Genomic DNA, 23,477 nt, shown 5'->3' with positions numbered 1-23,477 from the left:
CGTCCGGGTGGAGTCCGAACCGGTTACACGCCGTCGGCATGAGACCAAACCGGTTTACGAACTCGTCCGACATGTGACCTCTTCCTTGCGAATACAGTGAGTCTGTCTATTTCGGACGGACACCAGTGAAGGAGCGAGGATCGAGTTCTTCGTTCGTCAGGAATTCCCGGGCACGTTCGTCGAATTCAGTGGAGTTCCAGACCGCAGCCGTCATCTCGCGGGCCATCTCCCGGTGATGCATCGCCAAGTTGGTCCAGCTCTTCATCACCGCCTTCATCATGCGGTACGCTTGTGGACTTGAGTTCTCGATGATGTCAAGCGCAAGTTTGACCGCCTTGTCGTCGGTAGTCGCATCTTCGACGACGCGGTTGACCAGTCCGAAGCGCTCGGCTTCTTCCGCGGAGAGGAGGTCGCCAGTCAACAACATCTCGCGGGCCCGTTTCTCCCCCACTATAAGAGGGAGTAACTGCAGTCCGCCACCGGCAGCAGTCGACCCGACCAAGACCTCCGGCTGACCAAATGTCGCAGACTCTCCCGCCACGATGAGATCACAGCCCATCACGAGTTCGTTCCCCCCGGCCACGCAGGTCCGTTCGACGGCGGCAATCGTCGGTTTGCCGGTATCTCGGAGGCGATCCACTGTGTCCATATACGCCGTCAACCAGCGGTTACCCTCTTCGGCGTCGAGCCCGGAAATTTCATCGAGGTCGGCTCCGGAGCAGAACACGTCTTGGGCGGTCCCAAGAATGATTGCGTCTATCGCGTCGTCCGTGTCCATCTCGTCGAGTGCGTCCTTGAGGTCAAGCAACAATTCAAGATCAATAACGTTCTGCGGCGGGTTGTCCAGTCGAACGAACGCGATTCCCGAATCTTCGTCGTGGTCGACCGCAACCTTGTCATGGTCTCGCATGAGTGCTATCTTCTCTACAGTTCCTTATAATAGCTCGGGTTCGATACAGACTCGTCCAGCGTCTGAGATGGTGAGGGTCCGTTTACACCGACGGGCACAATCCCTATTATAATTGGGTACATCTTACCAGAATATGCGTGGACTTGAGGACAAAACAGCGCTCGTGACGGGGAGCGGTCGCGGAATCGGCCGTGCCATCGCGCGTCGACTGGCCGAGGAAGGAGCAACGATTGCGGTCAACGATGTTGACGAAGCGAATGCGCAGGAAACGATAGAACTAATCGAAGCGGACGGTGGTACGGCGGTCTCAGCCATCGCCGACGTGACCGACTTCGAAGCCGTCGCGTCGATGGTTGAAACGGTGGTCGACACGGCCGGCCTTGACGTGCTGGTGAACAATGCCGGCTGGGATCGGATCGAGTGGTTTCTGGAGCAGGATCCGGCGATCTGGGACGACATCATCGACCTCAATCTCAAGGGTCAGATGTACTGTTCTCGAGCGGTCGCCGAACACTTCGTCGAGTCGGAGGCACCGGGAACGATCATCAATATCTCATCAGATGCCGCGCGCGTTGGGAGTTCCGGAGAGGCCGTCTATGCTGGTGCGAAGGGCGGTGTCGTCTCGTTCACGAAAACGCTTGCACGGGAACTGGCTCGAAACGATGTGAATTGTAATGTGGTGGCTCCTGGACCGACCGACACGCCGCTCACCCGGGAGATGCGGGAAACCGACCTAGGTGAGAAGATTCTCGGCGGCATGGCTGACCAAGTGCCGTTGGGACGAATGGCGGAACCGGACGACATCGCTGGCGTCGTCGCCTTCCTCGCAAGCGATGATGCCTCCTTCATGACCGGCCAGGTGGTGAGTGTGTCCGGTGGGTTGACGATGGTTGGGTGAACTGTGGTAGTCCGGTAATTGTACCGTTATTTTCCCGATCGCAGTTAGATAGGTGACGGCGGCGAACCCGTAGTTTCGAGGATGTTTGTGATCGGGGGCGGGTATGATTCTTGCAGTACCCGTCTGAACTATTCTGAGTTCGCCCCCGAAGGACAACCCCACGCCATTTTGCAAGAGCCGTGAGTTCCATAGTGTTAATAGGCGCCACGCGCCATGGGGGTACCATGGGACTCGACGCCTTCTCACTGGAAGACAGTGTCGCCGTCGTGCCCGGTGGCAGTCGCGGTACCGGCGAGAGAATCGCCGTCTCGATGGCGGAGGTCAAGGCGGACGTCGCACCGGTCGCCCACTCCGAAGACGCTCTCGAGGCGACAGCAGAGCGCATCGAAGCGACAGGGCAATCGGCCGCCCCGTATCCGCTCGACGTGACGGACGATGCGGCGATCGAGGCGATGTTCGATGACGTCGAAGCGACGCTCGGCGAGGTCGACGTTCTCGTGAACAACGCCGGCACCAACCCGCGTTTCGGGAACGCCCGAAAACTCGATATCGAGACGTGGCAGAGGACCATCGAGGTGAACGTCGGCGGCGTCGTCGCCCTGCCCGATTAGATGCCGTCCACGGCGTCGAAACACGCGATGGTCGGAATGACGAAAGGGCTCGCCGCCGAGTGGGCGCCCGATATCCGCGTCAACGCGTTCGCGTCGGGTTACGTCAGCACCGAGTTCACGAAGGGGGACCGGGGGAACGAGGACAGCCTCGAGACTATTCCCGTCGACCGCTTCGCCGAACCCGGGAGATCGCGGACATCGCCGTCTACCTCGCGAGCGACGCCGCCTACGTCACAGGGGACGTTCACGTCGCCGACGGTGGAATGGCAGCACAGTGAGCGAGTGACACTCGAACACCGACGACACTATCCATGACAGACGACGACTCAACCGACTACGCCTCACGCATCGTCGACGAGTCGGCGCTGGCCGACTACCTCGAATCACAACTGGGTCAGGTCGACGAGTTCGATATCGAACACCATCAGGAGGGGCACTCCAACGAGACGCTGTTCGTCACCTGGGGTGACACCGATCTCGTCATCCGACGGCCGCCTCCGGGCGAGACCGCCGAAACGGCACACGACGTCCTCCGCGAGTATCGCGTCATCGACTCACTCCAGGACACCGGCGTCTGCGTGCCCACGACAGTGTCGGCCTGTGACGACCACTCGGTGCTGGGCTGTGACTTCTACGTGATGGAACAGGCGGACGGCGATGTCATCCGCACCGAGGAACCGGAGCGGTTCGCGACCGACGCCGGACGGACGCGGATCGGCGAGGAACTCGTCGACCGCCTCGTCAAGATTCACGAGGTCGACTACTACGCGGTCGGCCTGGAAGAAGGTGATTTCGGGCGTCCCGAGGGGTTCACCCAGCGGCAGGTCGATCGCTGGTCGAAACAGATCTCGTGGGCCGCTGAGGTCACGGCCGAGGAGCGGCCGATCCCCGAACTCGACGAGGTCCAGTCGTGGTTGGCGGACAACGTGCCCGAGGAGCATCCGCATACGCTAGTCCACGGCGACTACAAACTCGACAACGTCATGTTCGGCACGGGGACACCACCGGAGATCGTGGCTATCTTCGACTGGGAGCTGGCGGCACTTGGCGACCCGTACACGGACCTCGGATGGATGCTCTCGTTCTGGTTCGACGAGAAGGACCCCGACCTGCCGTCCTCGGTCGGAGCGCTGTACAGTTCCATCACGATGCGGGAGGGATACCCGACCCGCAAGGAACTGGTCGAACGGTACGAGCAGGCGACTGGCACGAGTTTCGACGACGAGCGGTTCTACCGCACGCTCGGGGTGTACAAGCTCATCGGGCTCGGAGAGATGTTCTTCCGGCGCTATCTGGAGGGCAACTCCGACGACCCGCTCTATCCGAAGATGCGCGACGGTGTCCCCCAGCTCGCAGACAGGGCACTGCGCATTATCGAGGGCGAGGAACCGCTGTAGCGTCGGTGGCCCTGCCTGCAACTCATAGTGACTGCTGTAAGCCGTTACCGATGCGACCGTCCGACTGCGGGCGGCCGCTCCGGTAAATCGTTACAGCAATCACTATCAGGGACCGTCCGTGCCAACGCTTATGCCGATGACTGGAGACTGAATGCCTATGAACAGGACCATCAGCGACCCAGTCGACCGATTCGACGAGGTTCGTCCTCGTCCACGGTGCCTATCACGGCGCGTGGTACTGGGACGAGGTCGCACCGGTGCTCGAGGAGCGCGGCCACACCGTCGTGACGCTCGACCGTCCGGCAGACGGGACCGACACGACGCCAGTAGACGACGTCACGTCCGAGGGATACGTCGACCGAGTGTGTGGCACTCTCAACGAGTAGCCCGGTCCGGTCGTACTCGTGGGCCACAGCATGGGCGGGGTGACGATTGCGCAGGTCGCGGAACGTCGCCCGGATGCGGTCGACAGGCTCGTGCACCTGAGTACGTTCATACTTCCGGCCGGGTCGACGAGTAGACGGGGAGAGCGATACAGCCGAATCGAAAAACGAGACGCGACCCTGGAATGATACTACCCATGAACGACGTCCCACTTGACCTCATACTAAGTACCGACGACCACGAGACGATCGATTCAGCAGTCGAGCAGGCCGTACTGGCCGAGGAACTCGGCTTCAGCCATGTGACAGCCGGCGAAGTCTCGGGGTAAAACATCGTCCCGCTCCTCTCGGTCATCGCCGAGCGGACCGACGATATCGGCATCTCCGACGACGTCCTGTCGTCGTACTCGCGAACGCCGACCCTTATGGGTCAGACCTCACTGACGATGCACGACGTCACCGACGGCCGATTCCGGCTCGGCCTCGGCGCGAGTTCCCAGCCCTCGCCGAGAAGTGGCACGGGAAATCGTTCGACCGCCCGCTCCGCCGGCTCCGCGAGACCATCGATATCGTGCGGGAGGTCCACGACGGTGGCGATGTTTCCTACGAGGGTGAGATATTCCAGCTCGGCGGGCTGAAATACGATCGGACGCCGCCCGAGAACCCACCGGCTATCGACATCGCCGCGCTGGGGCCGAAGGCCACGGAGATGACGGGCCGGTTCGCCGACGGCTGGATTCCACAGTTATTCACGCCCGACAGCCTCCGGGAGCGGTTCGAGGACCTGCGGCGCGGCGCAGACCTCGGTGAAAGAGACCCCGACGACCTGCGGGTCGCACCCATCCTCCGGTGTTTCGCTCACGAGGACCGCGACCACGCCCGTAATGTGATGCGCAGGATGATCGCGTTCCTCATCGGAGCGTACGGCCCATTCTACGGCGATTCTGTCGCCGAACAGGGATACGAGGAGACGGTCACGACAGTCCGTGAGGCATGGGCGGACCGCGATATGGCCGCGATGACCGCGGAGATCGACGACGACCTGCTGGATTCAGTGGCCGCCGCAGGGACGCCCGAAGAAGTTCGCGAACGCGTTCGCGAGTTCGCCGCCATCGACGGCGTCGACGCGGTTCGGATCGGCTTCGCGGCGGACATGGACAACGAGGAGAAGCGGGGGACGATGCGATACCTTTCGCGGCAGACGTGAAAGACGTAGTGGTAGATGTCATTGGTCCAGTTGCACCCGTGACACCCTCGAATAACCGTCGCAACGTCTACGACCAGTCGGAGGTTCATCATCTTCAGATAGTAAGATAGGGGGTGCGTCGTTTCGTGTGTTCGTGTTGATAGAGCCGCCCCCATCAATTCGAGGGAAAGATATTTTCCAGTCCTTACTGATTCTCCAGTATGGCGTTCGAGCTTACCGACGAACAGCGAGCAATCCGTACGGCTGTCCGTGAATTCGCGTCCGACGAGATCGAACCCGTGGCAGCTGAACACGACGAAACGGGCGACTATCCGGAGGAACTGGTACAGAAGGCGGCCGAACTCGACTTCATCGCGCCACACATTCCCACCGAGTACGGGGGCGCAGGCATGGACACACTGTCATCGACGATTATCACTGAGGAGTTGTGGCGCGGTGATCCGGGCATCGGGAGCGCCATCGGGAGCAGGGGGTTCGGCACGACGATGATCAGGAAATTCGGTGACGAGTGGATGAAAGAGGAGTGGCTCCCGAGGGTTGCGAACGGCGATGCCGCGACGGCGAGCGCTATCAGCGAACCGGCCCACGGGTCGAACGTGGCTGGCATCGAAACGCGGGCCGAACGGGACGGCGACGGATTTGTCATCAACGGAAACAAGATGTGGATCACGAACGGAACTGTGGCCGATGTCGCTGTCGTCATGACGAAGACGAGTCCCAGCGAAGGGCATCGCGGCATCACTGCGTTCCTCGTCCCCACGGACCTGGACGGGTTTTCGGCCGAGAAGATCGACAACAAGCTCGGCATTCGTGCGTCGGATCTGGCGGAATTGATCCTCGATGACGTACGCGTGCCAGAAGAGAACGTGATCGGTGAGGTTGACGAGGGGTTCTATCAACTTATGGAGTTTTTCGCCGACGGCCGGGTCTCGGTTGCAGCCCAGGCGGTCGGCGCGGCCCAGGCGGCCCTTGACGCAGCGAAGGACTACGCAACCGACCGCGAGCAGTTCGACCAGAAGATCGCCGAGTTCCAGGGGATCAGGCACAAAATCGCGGAGATGGCCACGAACGTCGAGGCCGCCCGATCGCTCACCTATCGCGCGGCGACCAACCTGCAGCAGGGCGACGACGAGACGGCACGGAAACTGGCCAGTATGGCGAAACTCTTCGCCAGCGAACACGCCGTCGACGTGGCCGACGAAGCGATCCAGGTCCACGGGGGCGCGGGGTACGTCACCGATCACCCCGTCGAGCGCTACTACCGCGACGCCCGGATCACCAAAATCTACGAAGGCACGAGCGAGATTCAAAAGAACATCGTCGCGGACACCCTCCTCCCATGATCACGAGCGAAGACTGGTCCGACCGACAGTCGACGACGACGGTGACCGTCGACGGACACGACGTCGAGATGGCGTACTACGAGGCGACCGTCGACGCGGATGGGGCGCCCGTCGTGTTCCTCCACGGCATCCCGACCTGGTCGTTCCTCTGGCGGAACGTGCTCGACCCCGTCGCCGAGAACCACCACGTCGTCGTCCCCGACCTGATCGGCTACGGGAACTCGACGATGCGGGATGGAGTCGATCGCTCGATCCGTGCACAGGAACAGGCACTCGAGGAACTCCTTGCGACGGTAGGCGCCGATCACTCCTCCCTCGTCGCCCACGACATCGGTGGCGGCATCGCCCTCCGATACGCCGCCCATAATCCCGGGGCCGTTCAGACGGTGGTGCTCTCGAACGCCGTCTGCTATGACTCCTGGCCAGTCGAGTTCATCAACGGCATCGGCGTCCCGTCGACCCTGGAGCAATCCGACGAGGAGTTCGAGGCGGCCATCGCCGGCGCGTTCGAGCAGGGGCTGTACGGCGATCCGGACAATCACCGTGAGTTCGTCGACGGGATGATGGCTCCCTGGGAGACCGACGCGGGCAAACGGTCTCTCGTCCGGAACGCCGTGGCGACGAACACGAACCACACGTTGGAGATCGATTACGAGGCGATCGAGGCGGACACCTACCTGCTCTGGGGGACCGACGACGTGCTCCAACCCGTCTCGTACGCGGAGCAACTGGCCGAGGACGTGACCGGAGACGCGACGATGCTTCCCCTCGAAGACGCCTATCACTGGGTCATCGAAGATCGAACGGAAGCGTACCGGTCACACCTGGCCGACGTGTTCGCGTAGTTCAGGGGAGTGCGAACTCGATCGCGGCGCCCTGACCGAGTCCCACACATTCGGTGGAAATCCCGCGCTCCGCGCCCCGGCGATTCACCCCATGCACGACCGTGGCGGGACAACATTTCATTACGTCACGAACGCGATCACCGTCCATGGTGGTCACTATCGACGACGTCGAGGAGATAGCGGTCCTGGGAGCCGGCAACGTGGGCCACGGAATAACCGAGGTCGCGGCCCTGTCGGGTTACGAGGTCACGATGCGAGACATCGAGGGGGACACCGTTTCGGAGGGCTACGAAAACATCGAGTGGTCGCTCCACGGATCTGGGGAGTGGTCAGCGTCTCGTCGTACGGGATCCGCATGACCTCTCGTTCCGGTTCGATTCGGACCGGGGAGACACCCAGTTGGGAGAAAAACCCGTGGTATCGATGAACTGCTGGGCGGATTCTTTCACCTCGTCGGCGAGGTCGTCCACGGCTACCACCGTCACTCGAAGTCCCGCTCCCGCCGCTCGACGAAGGCTCTCACGCCTTCCCGGTGGTCCCGTGTCTCGAAGACTGCCGCCTACGCGTCGGCCTCGGCATCGATGGCCTCCTCGAGGCCACTGGTGAGTCCCCTTCGGACGGCCCGCTTCGGGGCGACGAGTACGACGGTCGAACCGGATGTGATGGTCCCGGTCATCGATTCGACCTCCTTCTCGAAGTCCTCGGTCGAATAGACGTGGTTGAACAGCCCGCTCTCCCCGCCTGATCGGCGCCGACCGCGTCGTTCCCGGGCGTTCTTTCGGGTCGTTCCGCGAGCGTGAACACCCGGATTGTATCAGCCATCCACCAAGATTCTTGGCGGAGGCAGATACGAACGTCGATAGACGAAACACCTACCGGTTGTCAGTCGCGGCCGGATTGGAGGGGATACTCACTCCGAGGGGGGTTCCTCGAGATTCCGCGGGACTCCCTGTGCCGTAATGGTCTCGCCGACGAGGTACGAACTCGCGTCGCTCGCGAGGAACTGGGCGACATCGGCGATCTCGTCTGCCCTGCCGATGCGGCGATCGACCTCCTCGCGATCGATGTTGGACGCCGAGACCCCCATCTGGGATTCGACGCCCGGCGTGGCCACGAACCCGGGAGCGATGCAGTTGACCCGGACGTTCTCTTCGGCCCACTCGTTCGCCAGCGTCGAGGTCAGATTAATAACTCCCGCCTTGGCCGCCGCGTAATGACTCATGTACGGTGAGCCGAGTTGACCCGCGACGCTCGCGATATTGATTATCGAACCGCCATAGTCCTCGCGCATGTACTCGCCTGCAATTTGCGTAGCGTGGAACGTGCCGTGCAGATTGATATCGACGATGGTCTTCCATCCGTTCTCGCTGAGATCTTCGAACGGCGCCATGAAACTCGCCCCGGCATTGTTGACCAGGACGTCGATCGATCCGAACTGTTCGACGGTCGTTTCGACGAGTGATTCGACGGCATCCCGCTCCGTGACGTCGCATTCGACCGCGAGCGCCTCGCCAGGGCGGTCGCTCTCTCGGATCTCCTCCGCAACGGGGTCGACGTTCTCCTGTTCACGCGAGCAGATTGTAACGTTCGCGCCGTCGGCCGCGAAGCGTTCCGCGATCGACTCGCCGATCCCGCTCGACGCTCCCGTGACGATGGCAGTCCGTCCTGTGACGCTGAATTGGTCCGTGGACATTGGTCGTGATTCCAAGTGGGGCCTCACTGAGCGGCGTGAAAAACGTTCACCTGTCTTGATACGGCGACCACGGGGTGGCGCGTCACGGCTACGCCGCTGACGCACCGTCACTCCGTGAAACAGTCCACCGGCCACACCACGGCTGGACTGAGACCAAACTGGAACACTGTCGACCAGTCGGGCAGCGGGACTGGCCGAGAGACTGACGTCGACTTCGCAGCGTCGATCAACACAACCTTCCCCGACGTCGATGTCGTCCGGACCCCTGTAAACGAGTGAAGCTGTGATCACTCGAATCCGTGAGTTTATGATTGTTTAGGAGAAGTGTTGGCTGAATGTCCAAGCGATACTTCGAAGACATTGAACTCGGTGAGACGCTCAAAATGGGAACGTACACCGTTTCGAAAGAAGAAATACTGGACTTTGCCGAACAATACGATCCGCAGCCGTTCCACGTCGACCCCGAGGCGGCAGCGCAATCGCCGTTCGGCGAACTCATCGCCAGCGGTCTCCACACGATGGCCATCACGCAGCGACTGTCAGTCGACGGGTTGTATAATGACGCGCACGGGCTCGGTTCGCCCGGCCTCGGAGAAACGGAGTTTCGCGAACCCGTCCACCCGGACGACGAACTGACGGTAACGCTTGAACCGGTCCGCAAGCGCCCACTCGAAAGCCGGCCCAACGCGGGCCTCGTCGAATTCGAGAGCCACACCCGAAATCAGGACGACGAGATCGTCCTCTCGATGGTCGCAAAGGTCTTGTTCCAGCGACAGGACTCGTCGTAACTACTCCGGCACTAGGCGCCCAACCGCAGCCTTATTGTACCGGGCGTCGATGACTGCGGTATGCGCATCGATGGGCTGCGAGTACTGGATCTCTCGCGGTTGCTCCCAGGCCCGTTCGCGACCCAGTTGCTCGCTGACGCCGGTGCCGACGTAATCAAGATAGAGGACACCGACCGCGGTGACTACGCGCGCCACATGCCGCCGTACACCGACGACGGCGTCGGAACCATATTCGACGCGGTCAACCGTGGGAAGCGGAGCGTCGCGGTCGACCTGAAGACGGAGCCGGGTCGCGAGGCGTTCATGCGCTTGGTCGAGACGGCAGACGTCGTCTTCGAACAATTCCGGCCCGGCGTCGTCGACAGGCTCGGTATCGACTACGAGTCGGTCCACGAGCACAACTCCGAGGTCGTTTACTGTTCGCTTTCGGGGTTCGGGCAGACGGGTCCACACGCCGACCGCGTCGGTCACGACCTCAACTACGTCGGGATGGCTGGGCTACTTGATTTGACCCGAGCCGACGAGGCGACTGACCCACAGATTCCGGGCTACCCCATCGGCGACATGGCCGGCGGGCTCTTCGCGGCGTTCAGTATCCTGGGCGCGCTCCTGTCACGGGAACTCGGGAACGCCGACGGCGAATACGTAGACGTGGCGATGACTGACGTCGTCGCCTCCTTCTCGCAGGCCGTTGCTCACGAGGCGCTGACCGGCGACGGTCCGCGGCCCGGTGAGACACCCCTCACTGGCGCCGCGCCGTGGTACGGCGTCTACGAGACTGCCGACGGGCGGTACGTCACGATCGCGGCGATCGAGGAGAAGTTCTGGAGGGAGTTCTGCGAGGCCGTCGATCGCGAAGACCTGCTCGACGCGCACATGACCACCGATCCGGCCGAGCGGGCGGCGCTACGGGAGGAACTAACCGACTTGTTCGCTGAGAAGACTCGGGACGAGTGGGAAGCGGAACTCGGTGACGTCGACGCGATGGTCGCCCCCGTCTGGACGCTCGGGGAGGCGCTGTCCAGCGAGCACGCGACGGCTCGCGAATTGATCGACCGCGACACGGGGGCGCCGCGCGTCGGATTCCCGGCGCAGGTCTCAGAGCCACCTGCGGAAACCGGCGGGCCCGCGCCGGAACACGGCGAACACACTGACACGGTGTTGCAGTCGGTCGGCTTCGACGCGGCCGACATCCAGTCGCTCAGCGAGGGCGGAGTCGTCCGGTGAGCACGCCGGACCCTGGCCGGTTCACGGGGCTTCACGAGCGCCCGACCCCCCCTCTAGAACGCAGCCGTGACCACGACTGGCCGCGAGCGTCTCCGTCTCTGCCCGAAGTTTCGGCGCCAAGAGCGTGACATCGGCGCAGTCGGGTTGTCGGAGGGCGGGAACTCCCTGCCCGCTGCGTCGTTGAGCGATCCACGAAGTGCCCGTCTTAGCCGCTGTGGAACGAGAAGGATGTGGCAGTCGGCGTGGGTCCGGAGCTCACAGTGTATCACCTCGCCCGTTCGTGCCGTACGTCCGTTTCATACTGCATCGCATGGAAGAGGGTCCACGTTCACCGGGCTTCAAATTCGGTACGTGCCTCTTCCGCGTACGTTTCGGGCGGGGTATCCACGACGCCTTCGTCGTGGAGCACCGTGAAGAACGGCGAGTCCGACCAGTAGTACTCGTCGAAGACCGAGCGCGCGATGACGGACATGACGGGCGGGAGCGCCGGCTCGTCGACGAGGTGTAGGACGAGATTGAACGCGTTGAGGCCGGCATCCGCGTACGCGGCGAGGACGTTCGGTAGTCCCGCCGCGAACCCCTCGACGGTCTCCCGCCCCATCTCGGCCCTGTTCGTGTCCGGTGCGACGGCGAGTACGTGCCGGTGGTGTTTCGGCGCGAACGCAGCCAGCCAGTCGACTGGGCCAGCCGTTCCGATCCAGCGGTCACCGCCTCGTTCCACGTCGACCAGGTCCGCCCAGTACGTCGACCCCTCGGCGTCTCGATACTGCCGACTCGCCGCCAGCAGTTCCCGCTGTGCGTTGGTTCCGCGGTCGTCGACGAGCGTCTGCAGGTGGGGATGGACGAGACTTGACCCGGCCGACCGGAGGAAGTTCATGTTCACCGAGGCGTGACTGACGTCCTCGTCGTGGTCGAAGACGGCGTCCACGTACTCCAGCGCCGCGGTGAGTCCGTCGGCGAACTGCGTCGCCGTGAACTGCTCCATCGGTTGGAAGTGCGTCTCGGTGAGGACGACGACGTTCGAGTAACTCCCGTACGGGTTGAGGTTCGGAAACGATGTCGCCTCCCCGTGTGATCCACGGTCGACGTCCATCCAGTCCGGGTACGTCGGCGTCGCTTCCGCGACGTTTTCCGGGCAGAAGAAGCATCCGTCGTCGTCCGAGACGACCGTGTCAATGTCGTAGCTGTCGGGCATCACGAATGCCCCGTCAACGATACGAGCGGTGCGACCAGTCAGCGGGTCCTGGCGGACCTCAACCGACTCAGTGACCTCCTCGAAGTCCGCCAGCGGACTGTTGAACGTCGCCGACTGTGAGTATGCATTGAACTCCATGTATGGCTGGGACATGGACTAGGGCTAAAATTCCTTGGGTGGGGGGCTTCTAACTTTGGCGGGCGTTGCTGCGCGTAAGACATTCCGTACCGGTGAGCGTGACCAAGGAGAATCCCGCTGAAATCTCTGGAGTGTGAAGTACGACAGGATTCACCGATGTCGATCTATGACACGTCTATCTGAAGATGGGAGCGTGACAGGCCTGGGATGCGAAGGAACAAGGGAACCGGGATGGTGGCGCCGGGTCAATGTCGTCCCGCTTCACGTATCCCGGACTCCAGAGGAACCATTACCACGACCACTGATCACTCCCTGGGCATCGATGTCACAAAACGGACGCTTACGTCACTGTCGTGGACGAGGAAGGCGAACTCGTCAAGGAGGGCCGCGTCGCCAACGCGGACCTCGACGGGCTTGCACAGAAGTCGAAGGAAGCGAAGCGGGAAGCAACCACTTCACCGTCTACGACGAGTTAGAACAGTATCCTGCGGTGACGCGCGCCAATCGGCCAAGGCCGGTTGGTCGCCACTCGACGCCAGAAGAGTGACCACCCGCTGTCGAGGAGCTCACCGTCGTCTGCCTCCCACACGAGGACCGGGACGAAGCCGTCACGGCGTTCGTCATCCCCGCGGAAGGCGCTAACGCCGACACCGAAGACTTTCGTGAGTACGCCCGCGAGCGCCTGGTCGGGTTCGAGTCACCGAAAGCCGTGGAATTCGTCGAGGAACTACAAAACGGCGACGGGGAAAATCCAGAAGTTCCAGCTAGCTGGGCGTGAAGCGGAGTACTACCGAGAGCGCGACAATCAGGCCGGAGGACAATCCGACTTCAACGCCACGTACTGGGTCGTCGCGACTTAATATAGCCAGTGACAGGAGCCCGGGCAACCACAGGGATATAAGGGTCACCGAGCGAACATACTGTAGCATGGATTTCGAAGAAGCAGAGTTCGAGCAGATGATCCGCTCGTCGGTACGCGACATCGCTGAGGATTATGACGAGGACTACTGGCGGGACGTCACCGACGAACGGCGATTCCCCGAGGAGTTCTGGCAGGACCTCGCAGACAACGGATGGGTCGGCCTCTTAATTCCCGAAGAGTACGGGGGACAAGGCCTTGGAATGCAGGAGATGGTGACAGTGATGGAGGAGATCGGCCGCGCCGGGGCTTGGTCTGCGACGCCGGCGTTCATCCTCACGCCCATCTTCGGCGGCGAGACGCTCGTCGCACACGGAACAGAGGAACAAAAGGAACGATGGCTCCCCCAAATCGCCGACGGAAGCGCCCGCTGGGCGCTGGGCGTCACCGAACCCAACGCGGGACTCAACACCAGAAACATCGAGACACGGGCTCGCAAAGAGGGCGATGAATACGTGATAAACGGACGGAAGATGTGGATTTCGGGCGTGGCCGAGGCGGACCGGATTACGATGCTAGCTCGGACGTTATCAGTCGAGGAGGCAGAGCATCCGAGTCACGGGCTGTCGGTCTTCCTGGTCGATCCGGACGATTCGAACCTCGACTACGACGAGATTCCCTTGGACGGGTTCTTCCCCGAACCGACGTACAACCTCTATCTGGACGACGTGCGGGTTCACGAGTCACAGCTCGTCGGAGAGGAGCACCAGGGGCTGTATCACGTGTTCGACACGCTCAACACCGAACGCATCGGTGGAGCAGCGACGGCCATCGCGACGGGTCACTACGCCATCGAAAAGGCCGTGGACTACGCAAACGATCGAGCCGTTTTCGACGCCCCGATCGGTTCGCACCAGGCGATTCAGCACCCGCTCGCCGACGCGTATGCCGATCTCGAAACGGCTCGATTGATGAACCATCGAGCCGCCTGGCTGTACGACAACGGCGAGGAGGCCGGCACTGCCGCTAATATCGCCAATCTCAAGTGTGGGGAGGCGGCGTGGAACGCGTGCGAGACGGCGATGACAACCTTCGGTGGAATGAGCGTTAGCAAGGAGATGGGTATCGCCAAGATGTGGGAGATGATACGCCACCTCCGCATCATCCCCATCAGCGAACAGATGCTTCGAAATTACATCGCCGAACACGAACTCGGACTCCCCCGCTCTTATTAAGGTAGTACAGCGAGCGGGAAAGTATCGACTGCGGCTTTGTGACGGAACGCCCCAAACGGTGACCGTTACATCGGAGAACTCAAGGTGGATCTCGGGTCCACTGGGACGTTCTGTCCATCGGTCGGGGCGTACTGGAGTGAGGCCGCGTCGTATGCGTCCTCGCTGTCCGCGGGATCGCGGTTCACGAGATCGTAGAGCATCGTCGGAATCGTAAACAGGTACGTCACGCCGTGGTCTTCGATCGCCTGGAGGGCCGCCTCGGGATCCCATTCCTTCAACAGTACCTGTGGACGACCCAAAGGCGTCTATTACTCGCACCGGAACATCTACCTGCACACGATGCAGTTGGCGAATTCCATCGGTCTGTCGCACGACGACGCGGTCGCTGCGATCACACCGATGTTCCACGGCCAGGGCTGGGGACTGGCCTATAGTGCGACGTACACCGGAGCGAAACTCGCGTTACCGGGACGGTATCGCGCCGAGGACCCCGAACCGCTCGTCGAACTCCTCAGTGACGAGGACATCACGGTGACGAACGGGGCACCGGCCATCTTCATGCCGATGCTCGACCACCTCCGTTCCCTCGACGACGCGCCTGACTGGGCGGGCTTACAGATGATGTCCGGCGCCACCGAGCCGCCGCTGGACATGATGCGCGGATACCGGGACCTCACCGGGGCGGAGGTCGTGCACGCCTACGGGGCCACCGAGACGACGCCGCTGGTGACGATGAACTTCGTCAAACCGTCGCTCCAGGAGAATCTCTCGGACGAGGAACAGCTCGACTTGCGCCGCAAGCAAGGCCTGACAGTGCCGGGCGTCGAGACGAAACTCGTCGATCCCGAAACCGGTGCGGAAGTCCCCCACGACGGTGAGTCGGTCGGGGAGATTCTCGTCCGAGGCCCGTGGGTGACGAGCAGTTACTACGACGACGACCGGACGGAAACGGCGTTCACTGACGACGGGTTCTGGAAGAGCGGCGACGCGGGAACGATCGACGAAGACGGCTACCTCAAGATCACCGACCGAATCAAGGACGTCATCAAGAGTGGTGGTGAATGGATTTCGTCGGTCGACATGGAGAACCTCCTCGTCGAGCACCCGAAGGTAGTCGACGCCTGCGTCGTCGGTCTCGAGCACCCAGAGTGGGAGGAACGACCGTTCGCGCTCGTCGAAGTCGAGGACGGCGCGTCTGTGGATCGGGCCGACCTCGACGAGATACTGTCCCAGCGGTTCGCGGACTGGCAACTCCCCGACGAGATCGAGTTTGTCGACGACATTCCGAAGACGAGCGTGGGAAAGAACAACAAGCAAGCCGTGCGTGACCAGTACGCGGAGGCCTACCTTGATTGAACACAGCACGATTCGACGACGATACCGGAGGGCGACCCAATGACGGGCGTTAGTTTCGACGTAGACGAGGAGACGCGGCTCATCCTCGACAGTCTCGACGAATTCATCGAGCAGGAAGTGGCTCCGCTCGAGGCCGACCTCGCAGAGGCGGTCAGGAATCCGCGACTCGGACGACGGCCGAACGGCCAACCGACCCAGGAGGTGCTCGACGCGGTGCAGGAAGTCCGGCGGAAGAGCGGTGACGCCGGGTTCTACGGAATGGTCATGCCCGAGGAGGTGGGTGGAGAGGGTGTCTCCATCCGCACCTGGTATGCTGCGAAGCGCCACGTCGCCTCGAAGGGACGCGGGCTCGCCGAACACGTACTCAAAGGCCCGGAGGGACCGAACCCACTGTTGCTACACGCAGAAGGCGAGCAAGTCGAACAGTATCTCGAACCGGTGGTGCGCGGCGAGAAGTCGACGGCGTTCGCACAGACCGAACCGGACGTGGGGTCGGACTCGCCGGCGATGCGAACTCGCGCCGAGAAGAACGGCGACGAATGGGTCCTCAACGGCCGCAAGCAGTGGATTACGAACGCAGCGTTCTGTGATTTCGCCCTCGTGCTCGCGAGAACGACGCCGATAGAGGACGTCGACCGGCGACTCGAGGGAATCACGTGTTTCATCGTCGAGCAAGACGAGTTCGAGCTCGGCTCGGTCAACAACGCCATCGGCCTGGAAGGCTGGCAAGCCGAAATTCTGCTCGACGATGTCGTCGTCCCGGAGTCACGCGTTCTCGGCCCCGTCGATGGGGCCTTCCAGGACGCAATGGCACTCCTGACGATGGGACGCCTCGAACTCGGTGCAGAAGCAGTCGGGTACTCCCAGTACTTACTCGAGCAGAGCAAAGCGTACGCCCAGGACCGAGAGGCGTTCGGACAGCCGATCGGCACGTTCCAGCAGGTGTCGTCGATGTACGCGAGGGGGCGCGCGAGGACGTACGTGGCCGACGCTGGCGGCCTCCGGTGTGCGTGGAACATGGACCAGGACCACGACGTCGTCGAAGACGTCTCGATCTTCCACTGGTTCGCCACGAACGCGTTCTGGCAGATCGCAGACGACGCGGTCCAGATTCACGGGGCCAACGGGCTCTCGGAAGACAACCCGTTCGTCGACCACCTTCACCTGGCGCGAGTGCTGCGAGTCGTCGAAGGCACCGACGAGATCCACCTCAACACGATCGCGAAGCAGAACGGACTCCTATAACCAGTCAATCTTTCCCTAGAGTTATTATTGAGGATAGCTATCATGGACCATGGGGAAAGATAACAGTATTGAACCGTGGCACGGGATGGCGAAACGCGACGTTCAAGATCTCATCGGTCAGATCCCCCATCGGATGGCCCACAACTATCCAGATCGGCCAGCCATCACGTTCCAAGGGACGACCCGTACGTTCGAGGAGTTTAATGCGGACTGTAATCGGCTGGCAAACGCATTGCTTGACGCTGGCTTTGAGAAAGGTGATCGCTTCGCCGCACTCGGAATTAACTCCTATCAATACGTCGTAATCTGGTTCGGCTGTGCGAAAGCTGGTGTCATCCACATCCCACTGAACTCGGAGCTAAAAGCAGACGAACTGGACTACTATATCAACCACGCCAAACCCCGAGGGCTCGCAGTCGACGACGAGCTATACGAGAGTGTCGCCGATAAGTTCGACGACTGGAGCCCCGTTGAGACCATCGTCACCATTGACAAGACCGACGATATCACGGGCCGGCCGCAGGCGACCCGCCTTTCGACGTTCATGGAGCAGGGGTCGGCTGACGAACCGGAGGTCGAGGATCTCGATGCTGACGATACGATCCAAATCTCCTACACTAGTGGGACGACCTCCAAGCCGAAGGGTGTGATGATGACCCATCGGACACTGTTCTCACAGTACGCGAGTTCGATCATCGACGGTGGGCTCGGTGGCGACGACACGGCTATCGCCATGATGCCGCTGTTCCACGTTGCTCAGATGCACGCCTTTACCGTGGCGGACATCTACAATGGCGCCCATCAGATCATCCTCGAGGGCTTCGATCCAGGCCGCGTCCTATCACTCATTGAGGACGAAGAAGTGACACGGCTGTTCGGCCTTCCCAACATGTATCGAGAACTCGTCAACCACGATGCGTTCGAAGAGACCGATCTTCGCTCGCTCGAACTCTGTGTCTATGCGATGGCCCCGATGCCCGGATCGGAGGTCCAAGAGATGATGGAACAGTTCGGCGCCGGGTTTGAGATCTACTTCGGCCAGACGGAGATGATGCCCGTGACGACGATCCTGCCCCCGGAACTCCACGACACGAAGGCGGGCTCCGTTGGCATCCCCGTACGGAACGTGGAAGTCGGAATCATGGACGACGACGGGAACGTACTCGGACGTGAAGAGGAAGGTGAGATTGTCTACCGGGGTGGTCAGGTGATGAAGGGTTACTACAATGACCCTGAGAAGACCGCTGAGGCCTTCGAGTATGGGTGGTTCCACTCCGGCGACATTGGCCGTCTCGATGAGGACGGCGTCCTCTGGTTCGAGGACCGGAAGAAAGACATGGTGAAGACGGGCGGCGAGAACGTCGCGTCACTCGAAGTCGAGGAAGTGCTAATGGAACACCCGGATATCGAGGAGGCAGCGATCATCGGCATTCCACACCCCAAATGGAACGAAGGCATCACCGCCGTCGTGAGTTCGTCGAAGGATGACCTGACCGAGGACGACATCCTCGACTACGTTAGTGAACGGAAAGCCGGGTTCAAGGTGCCGAAGACGGTCGTCTTCGTCGAAGAGTTCCCCCGGACGGCAACGGGGAAAATCCAGAAATATGAACTCCGTGACGCATACGCAGACATCTATCAAGAACCGAGTTAGCGGCCCTGTCTGCGAAGAATTCACCAATCCCACGCTCTGGGATATCATGCTTACTGTTGGCGAGCCGGTAGATATTACCAGCTCGTCATCTTCATGACTAGTAAAGGGTGATAGCGACGGCGTTGCTCCCGAACTCTCCGCGAGGTCGTCGGCGGCGACGACGACCTCGCGGAGACGCCGTCCGAGAACGGGTAGCAGTCCATGAGGTGGAACAGATCGGCTACCACGGGACGCTCTAGGACGTCCTTGACAGTCGCGTCCCGGCCGAAGTGCGCGTTCGGATTGTACTGGCCGTGATTGTGGTTCTTCATGGCAACGGCAGCGAATTCCTCCGCGGTCGCGCCGTACTCGTGTATATGGCGCTTGGTGAGCAGGGCGGACACACCAGAGAACGACCCCAAGGCACTCGATATGTTCCGCCTGAGGAGCGCGCATCGCGAGGGCGGGCACGACCAGTGAGTAGCCGTGCTGACGAGAGCCGTCACGTGTCCCGAACCGCGTACCCCGGTCGCGGGTCACAGCACCGCCGCGAGGTCCTCGAACAGTTCTTCCTCGCGGTCCGCGAGCGCGTGTGCGTGCTCGCTCGCGTCACTGAGACGGCCCGCTCGTTCGTCCTCGTCGTCGGTCTCGCTGACGGCCTTCAACTCCTCGCCGAGGACTGTCCAGTCGTCCGCAATGCGGTGCATACGCTCGCCGAACTGGGGGTCGAGGCCGGCGTCCGTGCCGAGGGTGTCGAGGAAGTCGGCGTAGAGCAGGCGGAACGCGCCGCCGCCCGTCCCGCGACGCTCGATGTTCTGGTACGCGAACCGTGCCATCCACTGCACGTCCTCGAACGCGGTCCACTCGGGCAGTTCGTCCGCGAACGCCCGGATTCCAGCCACGCCACCGCCGCCGAACCCGCGGTCACCCTTCAGCATCGTCTCCGTCGCCGACGTGACGGCGTCGCGGGTTGCGTCCTCGACGGCTGCCAGGTCGCCCGAATCGTCGACGGCGAGCCAGCGACGGTCGAGGGGGCCGAACCCGTACTCGGAACGCCACGCGGCGTCGAACTCGGTTCTCGTGACCACCTGGGGCTCCGGGAACTCGCTGTCCGAAATCGTCACGGTATCGGCGTCCATCCCGGTGACGACGACCGTGTGCGGACCGAAGTGCGTGTCACTCCCGAAGTACGGGAGGTAGTAGAGGTCGACGAAACACAGGACTGGCCCCGACTCGAGCCGTGTCTCGAGAGCGTTCCAGGCGGCGTCGCGAGGCTGGCCGTCCCTGTGGGTGACGGGGAGCCCGAGGTGGTCGAAGAACGCTGGTTCGAGGACTGCATTCCGGCCGATGATCATCCGCGACGTGGGCCCCTCCTCGTGGTAGCCGAAGCCGATGCCCGCCCCCAGTCCAAAACAGGCGGGTTCGTCGAACCCCCAGTCGTGGAACGCGCTAAGATTCCGGAGGGACGCGGACCCGCAATGGTCTCCCGGCGTGTGCGTGTATCCATGCATGCTCGTCGGTGCGGCAGCGACCGAAAAAACGGTATCGGTCGTCCGGGCCCGTCGACGCTCCGGTGCAGTTCGGCCGTACAGTCGAACATGGTGCGCTGGCCGGTTCGAGCGTACCACTCCGCGGTGGTACTCGACGCGAACGGGGCATGTGTTCGATGGTCGACCTCGGTCACGGTCGGGAGCGGGTCGTTGTTCGTCGCGTCGCCGTCGCGGAACAGGCAACGTCCGACGGCTGATAGCCGCCGTCAGCGCTCATTCGTCGAGTTCGTGGGGATTCAGGCCGACATCGTCCACGGCCGGTGCGCCGAACGCGAGGACGATGCCCGTTTCGTCGCCGACGTTCCGATGGCCGTGGCCGACCATCGGTTCCGCTGCCCACCACGTTCCGGGCTCGGCCTCTACCGTCTCGGTCTCGCCGGACCGGCCGAGTTTCAAACTGAACGTACCCTCCAGCACGTAGAACACCTCTTCCTGCTCGCTGTGTGCGTGGTAGCTGATTTCGTCACCCGGTTCGATGTACCATACGTTCGCCCGCACGTTCTCGAGGCCGAGGGCCTCGTCGATCGAACGGATGTCGTGGTCCGGCGGCACGTCGTCGTTCTCGGACAGGTCGACGCGCGGTACGTCGTCCATGTGGACGTACTCGTACTCCATGTACCACGGTACTGCGAACTGGCAGATAAAGCTAGTGTACCAGACACCGCCATCTACGGTGAACACCGGGGCGTACCAGTCGACACCCCTCTCACGACGATGTCGGGGAGGGAGTGAGACACGTTCCCGCGTTCACTGTCCCGACAGCAGGCCAAATCGAGGGGCCGAGATGATGCGCCCCACACCGGTCGCGCCCTCTGCCGCGAAGAACAGATGACTGTATCCGATACCACTATCATCGTTCCGAGTCGTGTACGTACACGTGCACGTCTTGACGTTCGGAAACCACGAGTTCGAGGGCCGGAATAACGCCTACTTGCTGTCCGACACAGGAACGGTCACGCTCGTCGACACCGGGATCGCGACACCACGGATCCGCGAGCAATTTGCAACCGAACTTCACGAGCGCGGCCTCGGCTTCGCGGACATCGATCAGATCGTGTTGACGCACTGGCACCCCGACCACACCGGGCTCGCCGGTGACATCCAGGCCCAGAGCGGAGCGACCGTGTACGTTCACGAGGCGGATGCGCCACTCGTCCGACGGGATCCCGACGCCCTCGACGAGCTCCACGACCGCCAGCGTGTGTACTTCGACGAGTGGGGGATTCCACCGGCTGCGCAGGACGAACTCCGATCGGCGCTCGCGGATGACCACCTCGTCGGCCAGCCACCGACCGTCCAGTCCATCGCCGAGGGCGCGACGATCGACGGTGGAGCGAGGGACCTTCGCGTGTTACACGCGCCGGGGCACGCGGCCGGCCTCTGTTGTTTCGCGTTTGACGGTGACTCTGGGCGCGAGGCGTTCGTCGGTGACGCCATCCTGCCGAAGTACACGCCGAACGTCGGCGGGGCGGACGCCCGCGTCGACGCGCCGCTTGCGACGTATCTCGACACGCTCGAGCGACTTGCGAACCAGGAGTTCGCGCGGGTCTGGCCGGGCCACCGCGACGTGATTGAGAACCCTACTGCCCGCGCTCGGGAGATCATCGCCCATCACCGCGAGCGTGCGAGCCGGATTCTCGACATCCTCCGCGAGGCGGGACCCGCCGACGCCTGGACGGTGAGCGCCCACCTGTTCGGTGAGCTGGAGGGGATCCACATCCTGCACGGACCCGGTGAAGCGTACGCGCACCTCGACCACCTCGATCGCCACGGGCTCGTCGAGCGCACAGAAGACGGCTACCGCGTGCGTCCTGAACGCCCTGCGCTTGAGGCAATCATGTAGCTGTTGGCAGCCGCAGCGGGGCCTGTCCGCAGATCGAGTGGAGCAGTGAATCGGTGTCCTTCGACGACCCATGCTATTAATGACCCCTCTGAACGATAGTACCCACAGGGAACGCAGAGGAATCCATGCATCGAATACTTTTGAAATCGAAGATCCATCGGGCGCGGGTGACCGCGACGGACAAAGCATACGAGGGAAGTATCACCGTCGATACTGAACTGCTGGCGGCCGCTGATATCGTTCCTCACGAACGCGTGCAGGTCGTGAACGTGACGACTGGTGGCCGGTTCGAGACGTACGCGATTGCCGGGGACGATGGCGAGGTCTGTCTGAACGGCGCCGCCGCACGGCTCGCCGAGCCGGGCGACATCGTTATCATCATGTCGTATGCAAGGTACGCCGAAGACGAGCGTCACGAGCCGTCGATCGTCTTCGTTGACGAGATGAATACAATCACCGAGCAGACAAACGGCGACTGAACTACGACGTATCATTGGATAGTCCCCGAGTTACGATTCATCTGCATGAGGGACCGCAGATCCGCACCGTTACGGGGGATGCGAACTCTCAAGAGTTCTCATTCGCTATCACCACGTATCGAGGATGCAGGGCGACCAGTTCACCATCGGGTTCACCACCACGGAGTTGGCTGTTACCGGTGAGGATTCAGGTCAGCCGGTACTCCGACTCTCCTTCGATGGGTCACGTGACAGCCTCCAAGAGCTGCTGAGAGAGCGACTGCGCGACGATATCAGCGAGGAGGCGGTCGATGTCTCGTTCCGCAGCCTGTCGCCGATCGACAAGATGGGCGAGGGCGTTCTCAGTCTCAGTGATCGTGTGACAGGCGCATACGTGCTCGAAATCAGAACGCAGAGGGAGCCGATTCTCGAGTTCGTACATTCGGTACGGGAGTACGCAGACCGTACCGGTCACGAAGCAGCGTATCGGATAGTGATGCAGGCGAACGCTGAGACGGTCACGGTGTTCGAGAAGACACTGTTGCTTGTGTACGACGCGAACGGAACGCTACGTCGACACGCCAGTCTTATCCCGAGTGACATTGAGCTATGATCGGTGGATTCAGATCCACTGGGGGAGCGCCTTTCACCCGGGGGTGCTGC

Annotated in this window: 22 protein-coding genes and 6 pseudogenes; 20 read left to right on the top strand and 8 right to left on the bottom strand. The window is 62.1% G+C overall.

All coding sequences use genetic code 11. The features are described 5' to 3' along the window. Positions 1 to 106: 106 nt before the first annotated feature. The gene (locus tag MUK72_RS17275) at positions 107 to 910 is read right to left on the bottom strand and encodes an enoyl-CoA hydratase/isomerase family protein (protein ID WP_244706169.1); all 804 of its coding nucleotides are present in this window, start codon (positions 908 to 910) and stop codon (positions 107 to 109) included. Positions 911 to 1,043: 133 nt separating this feature from the next. Between MUK72_RS17275 and MUK72_RS17270 the strand changes: the two genes are divergently transcribed. The 8 genes and pseudogenes from MUK72_RS17270 (at position 1,044) to MUK72_RS17235 (ending at position 7,594) form a co-directional block, all read left to right on the top strand. Then, a complete protein-coding gene (locus MUK72_RS17270) occupies positions 1,044 to 1,808 on the top strand; it encodes an SDR family NAD(P)-dependent oxidoreductase (protein ID WP_244706167.1) in 765 nt (254 codons plus the stop codon). Positions 1,809 to 2,032: 224 nt separating this feature from the next. Beyond that, positions 2,033 to 2,734, top strand: a pseudogene (locus MUK72_RS17265) (SDR family NAD(P)-dependent oxidoreductase). After that, the gene (locus tag MUK72_RS17260; protein ID WP_244706165.1) at positions 2,731 to 3,816 is read left to right on the top strand and encodes a phosphotransferase family protein; all 1,086 of its coding nucleotides are present in this window, start codon (positions 2,731 to 2,733) and stop codon (positions 3,814 to 3,816) included. The pseudogene MUK72_RS17265 and the gene MUK72_RS17260 overlap by 4 nt, the downstream one beginning before the upstream one ends. A 257-nt stretch (positions 3,817 to 4,073) precedes the next feature. Beyond that, positions 4,074 to 4,388 (top strand): annotated as a pseudogene (locus tag MUK72_RS20340) (alpha/beta fold hydrolase). An 8-nt stretch (positions 4,389 to 4,396) separates the two neighbouring features. Further along, positions 4,397 to 4,528 carry a hypothetical protein gene (locus MUK72_RS20335; protein ID WP_342346245.1) on the top strand — a complete coding sequence of 44 codons (132 nt, stop codon included), beginning with the start codon at positions 4,397 to 4,399 and terminating at the stop codon, positions 4,526 to 4,528. Between the two features lie 3 nt (positions 4,529 to 4,531). Then, a pseudogene (locus MUK72_RS17245) lies at positions 4,532 to 5,406 on the top strand (TIGR04024 family LLM class F420-dependent oxidoreductase). A gap of 200 nt (positions 5,407 to 5,606) precedes the next feature. Further along, positions 5,607 to 6,749 (top strand): acyl-CoA dehydrogenase family protein, encoded by a 1,143-nt coding sequence (locus MUK72_RS17240; protein WP_244706159.1) that lies wholly within the window; start codon positions 5,607 to 5,609, stop codon positions 6,747 to 6,749. Then, positions 6,746 to 7,594 carry an alpha/beta fold hydrolase gene (locus tag MUK72_RS17235; protein WP_244706157.1) on the top strand — a complete coding sequence of 283 codons (849 nt, stop codon included), beginning with the start codon at positions 6,746 to 6,748 and terminating at the stop codon, positions 7,592 to 7,594. Before MUK72_RS17240 ends, MUK72_RS17235 begins: the two co-directional genes overlap by 4 nt. Before the next feature lies 1 nt (position 7,595). On the opposite strand, the pseudogene MUK72_RS20495 reads toward MUK72_RS17235, so the two are convergent. Continuing rightward, positions 7,596 to 7,703, bottom strand: a pseudogene (locus tag MUK72_RS20495) (acetyl-CoA C-acyltransferase); the annotation flags it as partial. A gap of 37 nt (positions 7,704 to 7,740) precedes the next feature. Between MUK72_RS20495 and MUK72_RS17230 the strand changes: the two are divergent. Continuing rightward, positions 7,741 to 7,920, top strand: a pseudogene (locus MUK72_RS17230) (3-hydroxyacyl-CoA dehydrogenase NAD-binding domain-containing protein); the annotation flags it as partial. A 584-nt stretch (positions 7,921 to 8,504) separates the two neighbouring features. Here the strand turns inward: MUK72_RS17230 and MUK72_RS17225 are convergent. Next, on the bottom strand, positions 8,505 to 9,287 hold the full coding sequence (locus tag MUK72_RS17225; protein WP_244706155.1) for an SDR family NAD(P)-dependent oxidoreductase: 783 nt from the start codon (positions 9,285 to 9,287) through the stop codon (positions 8,505 to 8,507). A 335-nt stretch (positions 9,288 to 9,622) separates the two neighbouring features. Here MUK72_RS17225 and MUK72_RS17220 point away from each other — a divergent pair, with 335 nt between their 5' ends. Together MUK72_RS17220 and MUK72_RS17215 are read left to right on the top strand one after the other, a co-directional pair. Continuing rightward, positions 9,623 to 10,075 carry a MaoC family dehydratase gene (locus tag MUK72_RS17220; RefSeq protein WP_244706153.1) on the top strand — a complete coding sequence of 151 codons (453 nt, stop codon included), beginning with the start codon at positions 9,623 to 9,625 and terminating at the stop codon, positions 10,073 to 10,075. Between the two features lie 60 nt (positions 10,076 to 10,135). Further along, positions 10,136 to 11,302, top strand: a complete 1,167-nt coding sequence (locus MUK72_RS17215; RefSeq protein WP_244706151.1) for a CaiB/BaiF CoA transferase family protein — start codon at positions 10,136 to 10,138, stop codon at positions 11,300 to 11,302. Positions 11,303 to 11,630: 328 nt separating this feature from the next. Here MUK72_RS17215 and MUK72_RS17210 read toward each other — a convergent pair whose 3' ends face one another. Beyond that, positions 11,631 to 12,635, bottom strand: a complete 1,005-nt coding sequence (locus MUK72_RS17210; RefSeq protein WP_244706149.1) for a hypothetical protein — start codon at positions 12,633 to 12,635, stop codon at positions 11,631 to 11,633. 353 nt (positions 12,636 to 12,988) lie between these two features. Here MUK72_RS17210 and MUK72_RS20285 point away from each other — a divergent pair, with 353 nt between their 5' ends. The 3 genes and pseudogenes from MUK72_RS20285 (at position 12,989) to MUK72_RS17205 (ending at position 14,729) form a co-directional block, all read left to right on the top strand. Beyond that, the gene (locus tag MUK72_RS20285) at positions 12,989 to 13,111 is read left to right on the top strand and encodes a hypothetical protein (RefSeq protein WP_280518335.1); all 123 of its coding nucleotides are present in this window, start codon (positions 12,989 to 12,991) and stop codon (positions 13,109 to 13,111) included. Positions 13,112 to 13,245: 134 nt separating this feature from the next. Next, positions 13,246 to 13,413, top strand: a pseudogene (locus tag MUK72_RS20490) (hypothetical protein); the annotation flags it as partial. A 149-nt stretch (positions 13,414 to 13,562) separates the two neighbouring features. Beyond that, a complete protein-coding gene (locus tag MUK72_RS17205) occupies positions 13,563 to 14,729 on the top strand; it encodes an acyl-CoA dehydrogenase family protein (protein ID WP_244706147.1) in 1,167 nt (388 codons plus the stop codon). A gap of 65 nt (positions 14,730 to 14,794) precedes the next feature. On the opposite strand, the gene MUK72_RS17200 is transcribed toward MUK72_RS17205, so the two are convergent. Continuing rightward, complete coding sequence (locus tag MUK72_RS17200; protein WP_244706145.1) at positions 14,795 to 15,028, bottom strand: hypothetical protein; 234 nt, start codon at positions 15,026 to 15,028, stop codon at positions 14,795 to 14,797. Positions 15,029 to 15,068: 40 nt separating this feature from the next. Here MUK72_RS17200 and MUK72_RS17195 point away from each other — a divergent pair, with 40 nt between their 5' ends. From MUK72_RS17195 to MUK72_RS17185, 3 genes are read left to right on the top strand one after another with little or no spacing between them, the layout of a single operon-like run. Further along, the gene (locus tag MUK72_RS17195) at positions 15,069 to 16,085 is read left to right on the top strand and encodes an AMP-binding protein (RefSeq protein WP_244706143.1); all 1,017 of its coding nucleotides are present in this window, start codon (positions 15,069 to 15,071) and stop codon (positions 16,083 to 16,085) included. A 39-nt stretch (positions 16,086 to 16,124) separates the two neighbouring features. Beyond that, a complete protein-coding gene (locus MUK72_RS17190; protein WP_244706141.1) occupies positions 16,125 to 17,330 on the top strand; it encodes an acyl-CoA dehydrogenase family protein in 1,206 nt (401 codons plus the stop codon). Between the two features lie 49 nt (positions 17,331 to 17,379). Further along, on the top strand, positions 17,380 to 18,984 hold the full coding sequence (locus MUK72_RS17185; protein ID WP_244706139.1) for a long-chain-fatty-acid--CoA ligase: 1,605 nt from the start codon (positions 17,380 to 17,382) through the stop codon (positions 18,982 to 18,984). Between the two features lie 74 nt (positions 18,985 to 19,058). Here MUK72_RS17185 and MUK72_RS17180 read toward each other — a convergent pair whose 3' ends face one another. From MUK72_RS17180 to MUK72_RS17170, 3 genes are all read right to left on the bottom strand, one after another. Next, positions 19,059 to 19,367: a hypothetical protein gene (locus tag MUK72_RS17180; RefSeq protein ID WP_342346244.1), complete on the bottom strand. Its 309-nt coding sequence runs from the start codon at positions 19,365 to 19,367 to the stop codon at positions 19,059 to 19,061. A 132-nt stretch (positions 19,368 to 19,499) separates the two neighbouring features. Continuing rightward, a complete protein-coding gene (locus tag MUK72_RS17175) occupies positions 19,500 to 20,474 on the bottom strand; it encodes a BtrH N-terminal domain-containing protein (protein WP_244706138.1) in 975 nt (324 codons plus the stop codon). Positions 20,475 to 20,726: 252 nt separating this feature from the next. Beyond that, positions 20,727 to 21,128 carry a cupin domain-containing protein gene (locus MUK72_RS17170; RefSeq protein ID WP_244706136.1) on the bottom strand — a complete coding sequence of 134 codons (402 nt, stop codon included), beginning with the start codon at positions 21,126 to 21,128 and terminating at the stop codon, positions 20,727 to 20,729. 262 nt (positions 21,129 to 21,390) lie between these two features. Here MUK72_RS17170 and MUK72_RS17165 point away from each other — a divergent pair, with 262 nt between their 5' ends. The 3 genes from MUK72_RS17165 to MUK72_RS17155 all read left to right on the top strand — a co-directional run bounded on the left by MUK72_RS17165 (position 21,391) and on the right by MUK72_RS17155 (position 23,427). Next, positions 21,391 to 22,356, top strand: a complete 966-nt coding sequence (locus MUK72_RS17165; RefSeq protein WP_244706134.1) for an MBL fold metallo-hydrolase — start codon at positions 21,391 to 21,393, stop codon at positions 22,354 to 22,356. Positions 22,357 to 22,481: 125 nt separating this feature from the next. Next, the gene (panD, locus tag MUK72_RS17160; RefSeq protein ID WP_244706132.1) at positions 22,482 to 22,835 is read left to right on the top strand and encodes an aspartate 1-decarboxylase; all 354 of its coding nucleotides are present in this window, start codon (positions 22,482 to 22,484) and stop codon (positions 22,833 to 22,835) included. A 124-nt stretch (positions 22,836 to 22,959) separates the two neighbouring features. Next, positions 22,960 to 23,427: a DUF5793 family protein gene (locus tag MUK72_RS17155; RefSeq protein WP_244706130.1), complete on the top strand. Its 468-nt coding sequence runs from the start codon at positions 22,960 to 22,962 to the stop codon at positions 23,425 to 23,427. Positions 23,428 to 23,477 lie beyond the last annotated feature (50 nt).

Origin of the sequence: Halococcus dombrowskii, from assembly GCF_022870485.1 — an archaeon.
Classification (GTDB): Archaea; Halobacteriota; Halobacteria; order Halobacteriales; family Halococcaceae; genus Halococcus; species Halococcus morrhuae.
Note: the sequence above shows the minus strand (reverse complement) of the source record. Positions and strands in the feature narration are given on the sequence as shown.

What these genes read in the sequence shown, in the direction of transcription:
- MUK72_RS17190 (WP_244706141.1), top strand. Translation starts at nt 16,125, where the DNA reads ATGACGGGCGTTAGTTTCGACGTAGACGAGGAGACGCGGCTCATCCTC.
- MUK72_RS20335 (WP_342346245.1), top strand. Translation starts at nt 4,397, where the DNA reads ATGAACGACGTCCCACTTGACCTCATACTAAGTACCGACGACCACGAG.
- MUK72_RS17270 (WP_244706167.1), top strand. Translation starts at nt 1,044, where the DNA reads ATGCGTGGACTTGAGGACAAAACAGCGCTCGTGACGGGGAGCGGTCGC.
- MUK72_RS17275 (WP_244706169.1), bottom strand. Translation starts at nt 910, where the DNA reads ATGCGAGACCATGACAAGGTTGCGGTCGACCACGACGAAGATTCGGGA.
- MUK72_RS17155 (WP_244706130.1), top strand. Translation starts at nt 22,960, where the DNA reads ATGCAGGGCGACCAGTTCACCATCGGGTTCACCACCACGGAGTTGGCT.
- MUK72_RS17175 (WP_244706138.1), bottom strand. Translation starts at nt 20,474, where the DNA reads ATGCATGGATACACGCACACGCCGGGAGACCATTGCGGGTCCGCGTCC.
- MUK72_RS17205 (WP_244706147.1), top strand. Translation starts at nt 13,563, where the DNA reads ATGGATTTCGAAGAAGCAGAGTTCGAGCAGATGATCCGCTCGTCGGTA.
- MUK72_RS17225 (WP_244706155.1), bottom strand. Translation starts at nt 9,287, where the DNA reads ATGTCCACGGACCAATTCAGCGTCACAGGACGGACTGCCATCGTCACG.
- MUK72_RS17260 (WP_244706165.1), top strand. Translation starts at nt 2,731, where the DNA reads ATGACAGACGACGACTCAACCGACTACGCCTCACGCATCGTCGACGAG.
- MUK72_RS17210 (WP_244706149.1), bottom strand. Translation starts at nt 12,635, where the DNA reads ATGGAGTTCAATGCATACTCACAGTCGGCGACGTTCAACAGTCCGCTG.
- MUK72_RS17185 (WP_244706139.1), top strand. Translation starts at nt 17,380, where the DNA reads ATGGGGAAAGATAACAGTATTGAACCGTGGCACGGGATGGCGAAACGC.
- MUK72_RS17195 (WP_244706143.1), top strand. Translation starts at nt 15,069, where the DNA reads ATGCAGTTGGCGAATTCCATCGGTCTGTCGCACGACGACGCGGTCGCT.
- MUK72_RS17240 (WP_244706159.1), top strand. Translation starts at nt 5,607, where the DNA reads ATGGCGTTCGAGCTTACCGACGAACAGCGAGCAATCCGTACGGCTGTC.
- MUK72_RS17215 (WP_244706151.1), top strand. Translation starts at nt 10,136, where the DNA reads ATGCGCATCGATGGGCTGCGAGTACTGGATCTCTCGCGGTTGCTCCCA.
- panD (WP_244706132.1), top strand. Translation starts at nt 22,482, where the DNA reads ATGCATCGAATACTTTTGAAATCGAAGATCCATCGGGCGCGGGTGACC.
- MUK72_RS17235 (WP_244706157.1), top strand. Translation starts at nt 6,746, where the DNA reads ATGATCACGAGCGAAGACTGGTCCGACCGACAGTCGACGACGACGGTG.
- MUK72_RS17220 (WP_244706153.1), top strand. Translation starts at nt 9,623, where the DNA reads ATGTCCAAGCGATACTTCGAAGACATTGAACTCGGTGAGACGCTCAAA.
- MUK72_RS17170 (WP_244706136.1), bottom strand. Translation starts at nt 21,128, where the DNA reads ATGGAGTACGAGTACGTCCACATGGACGACGTACCGCGCGTCGACCTG.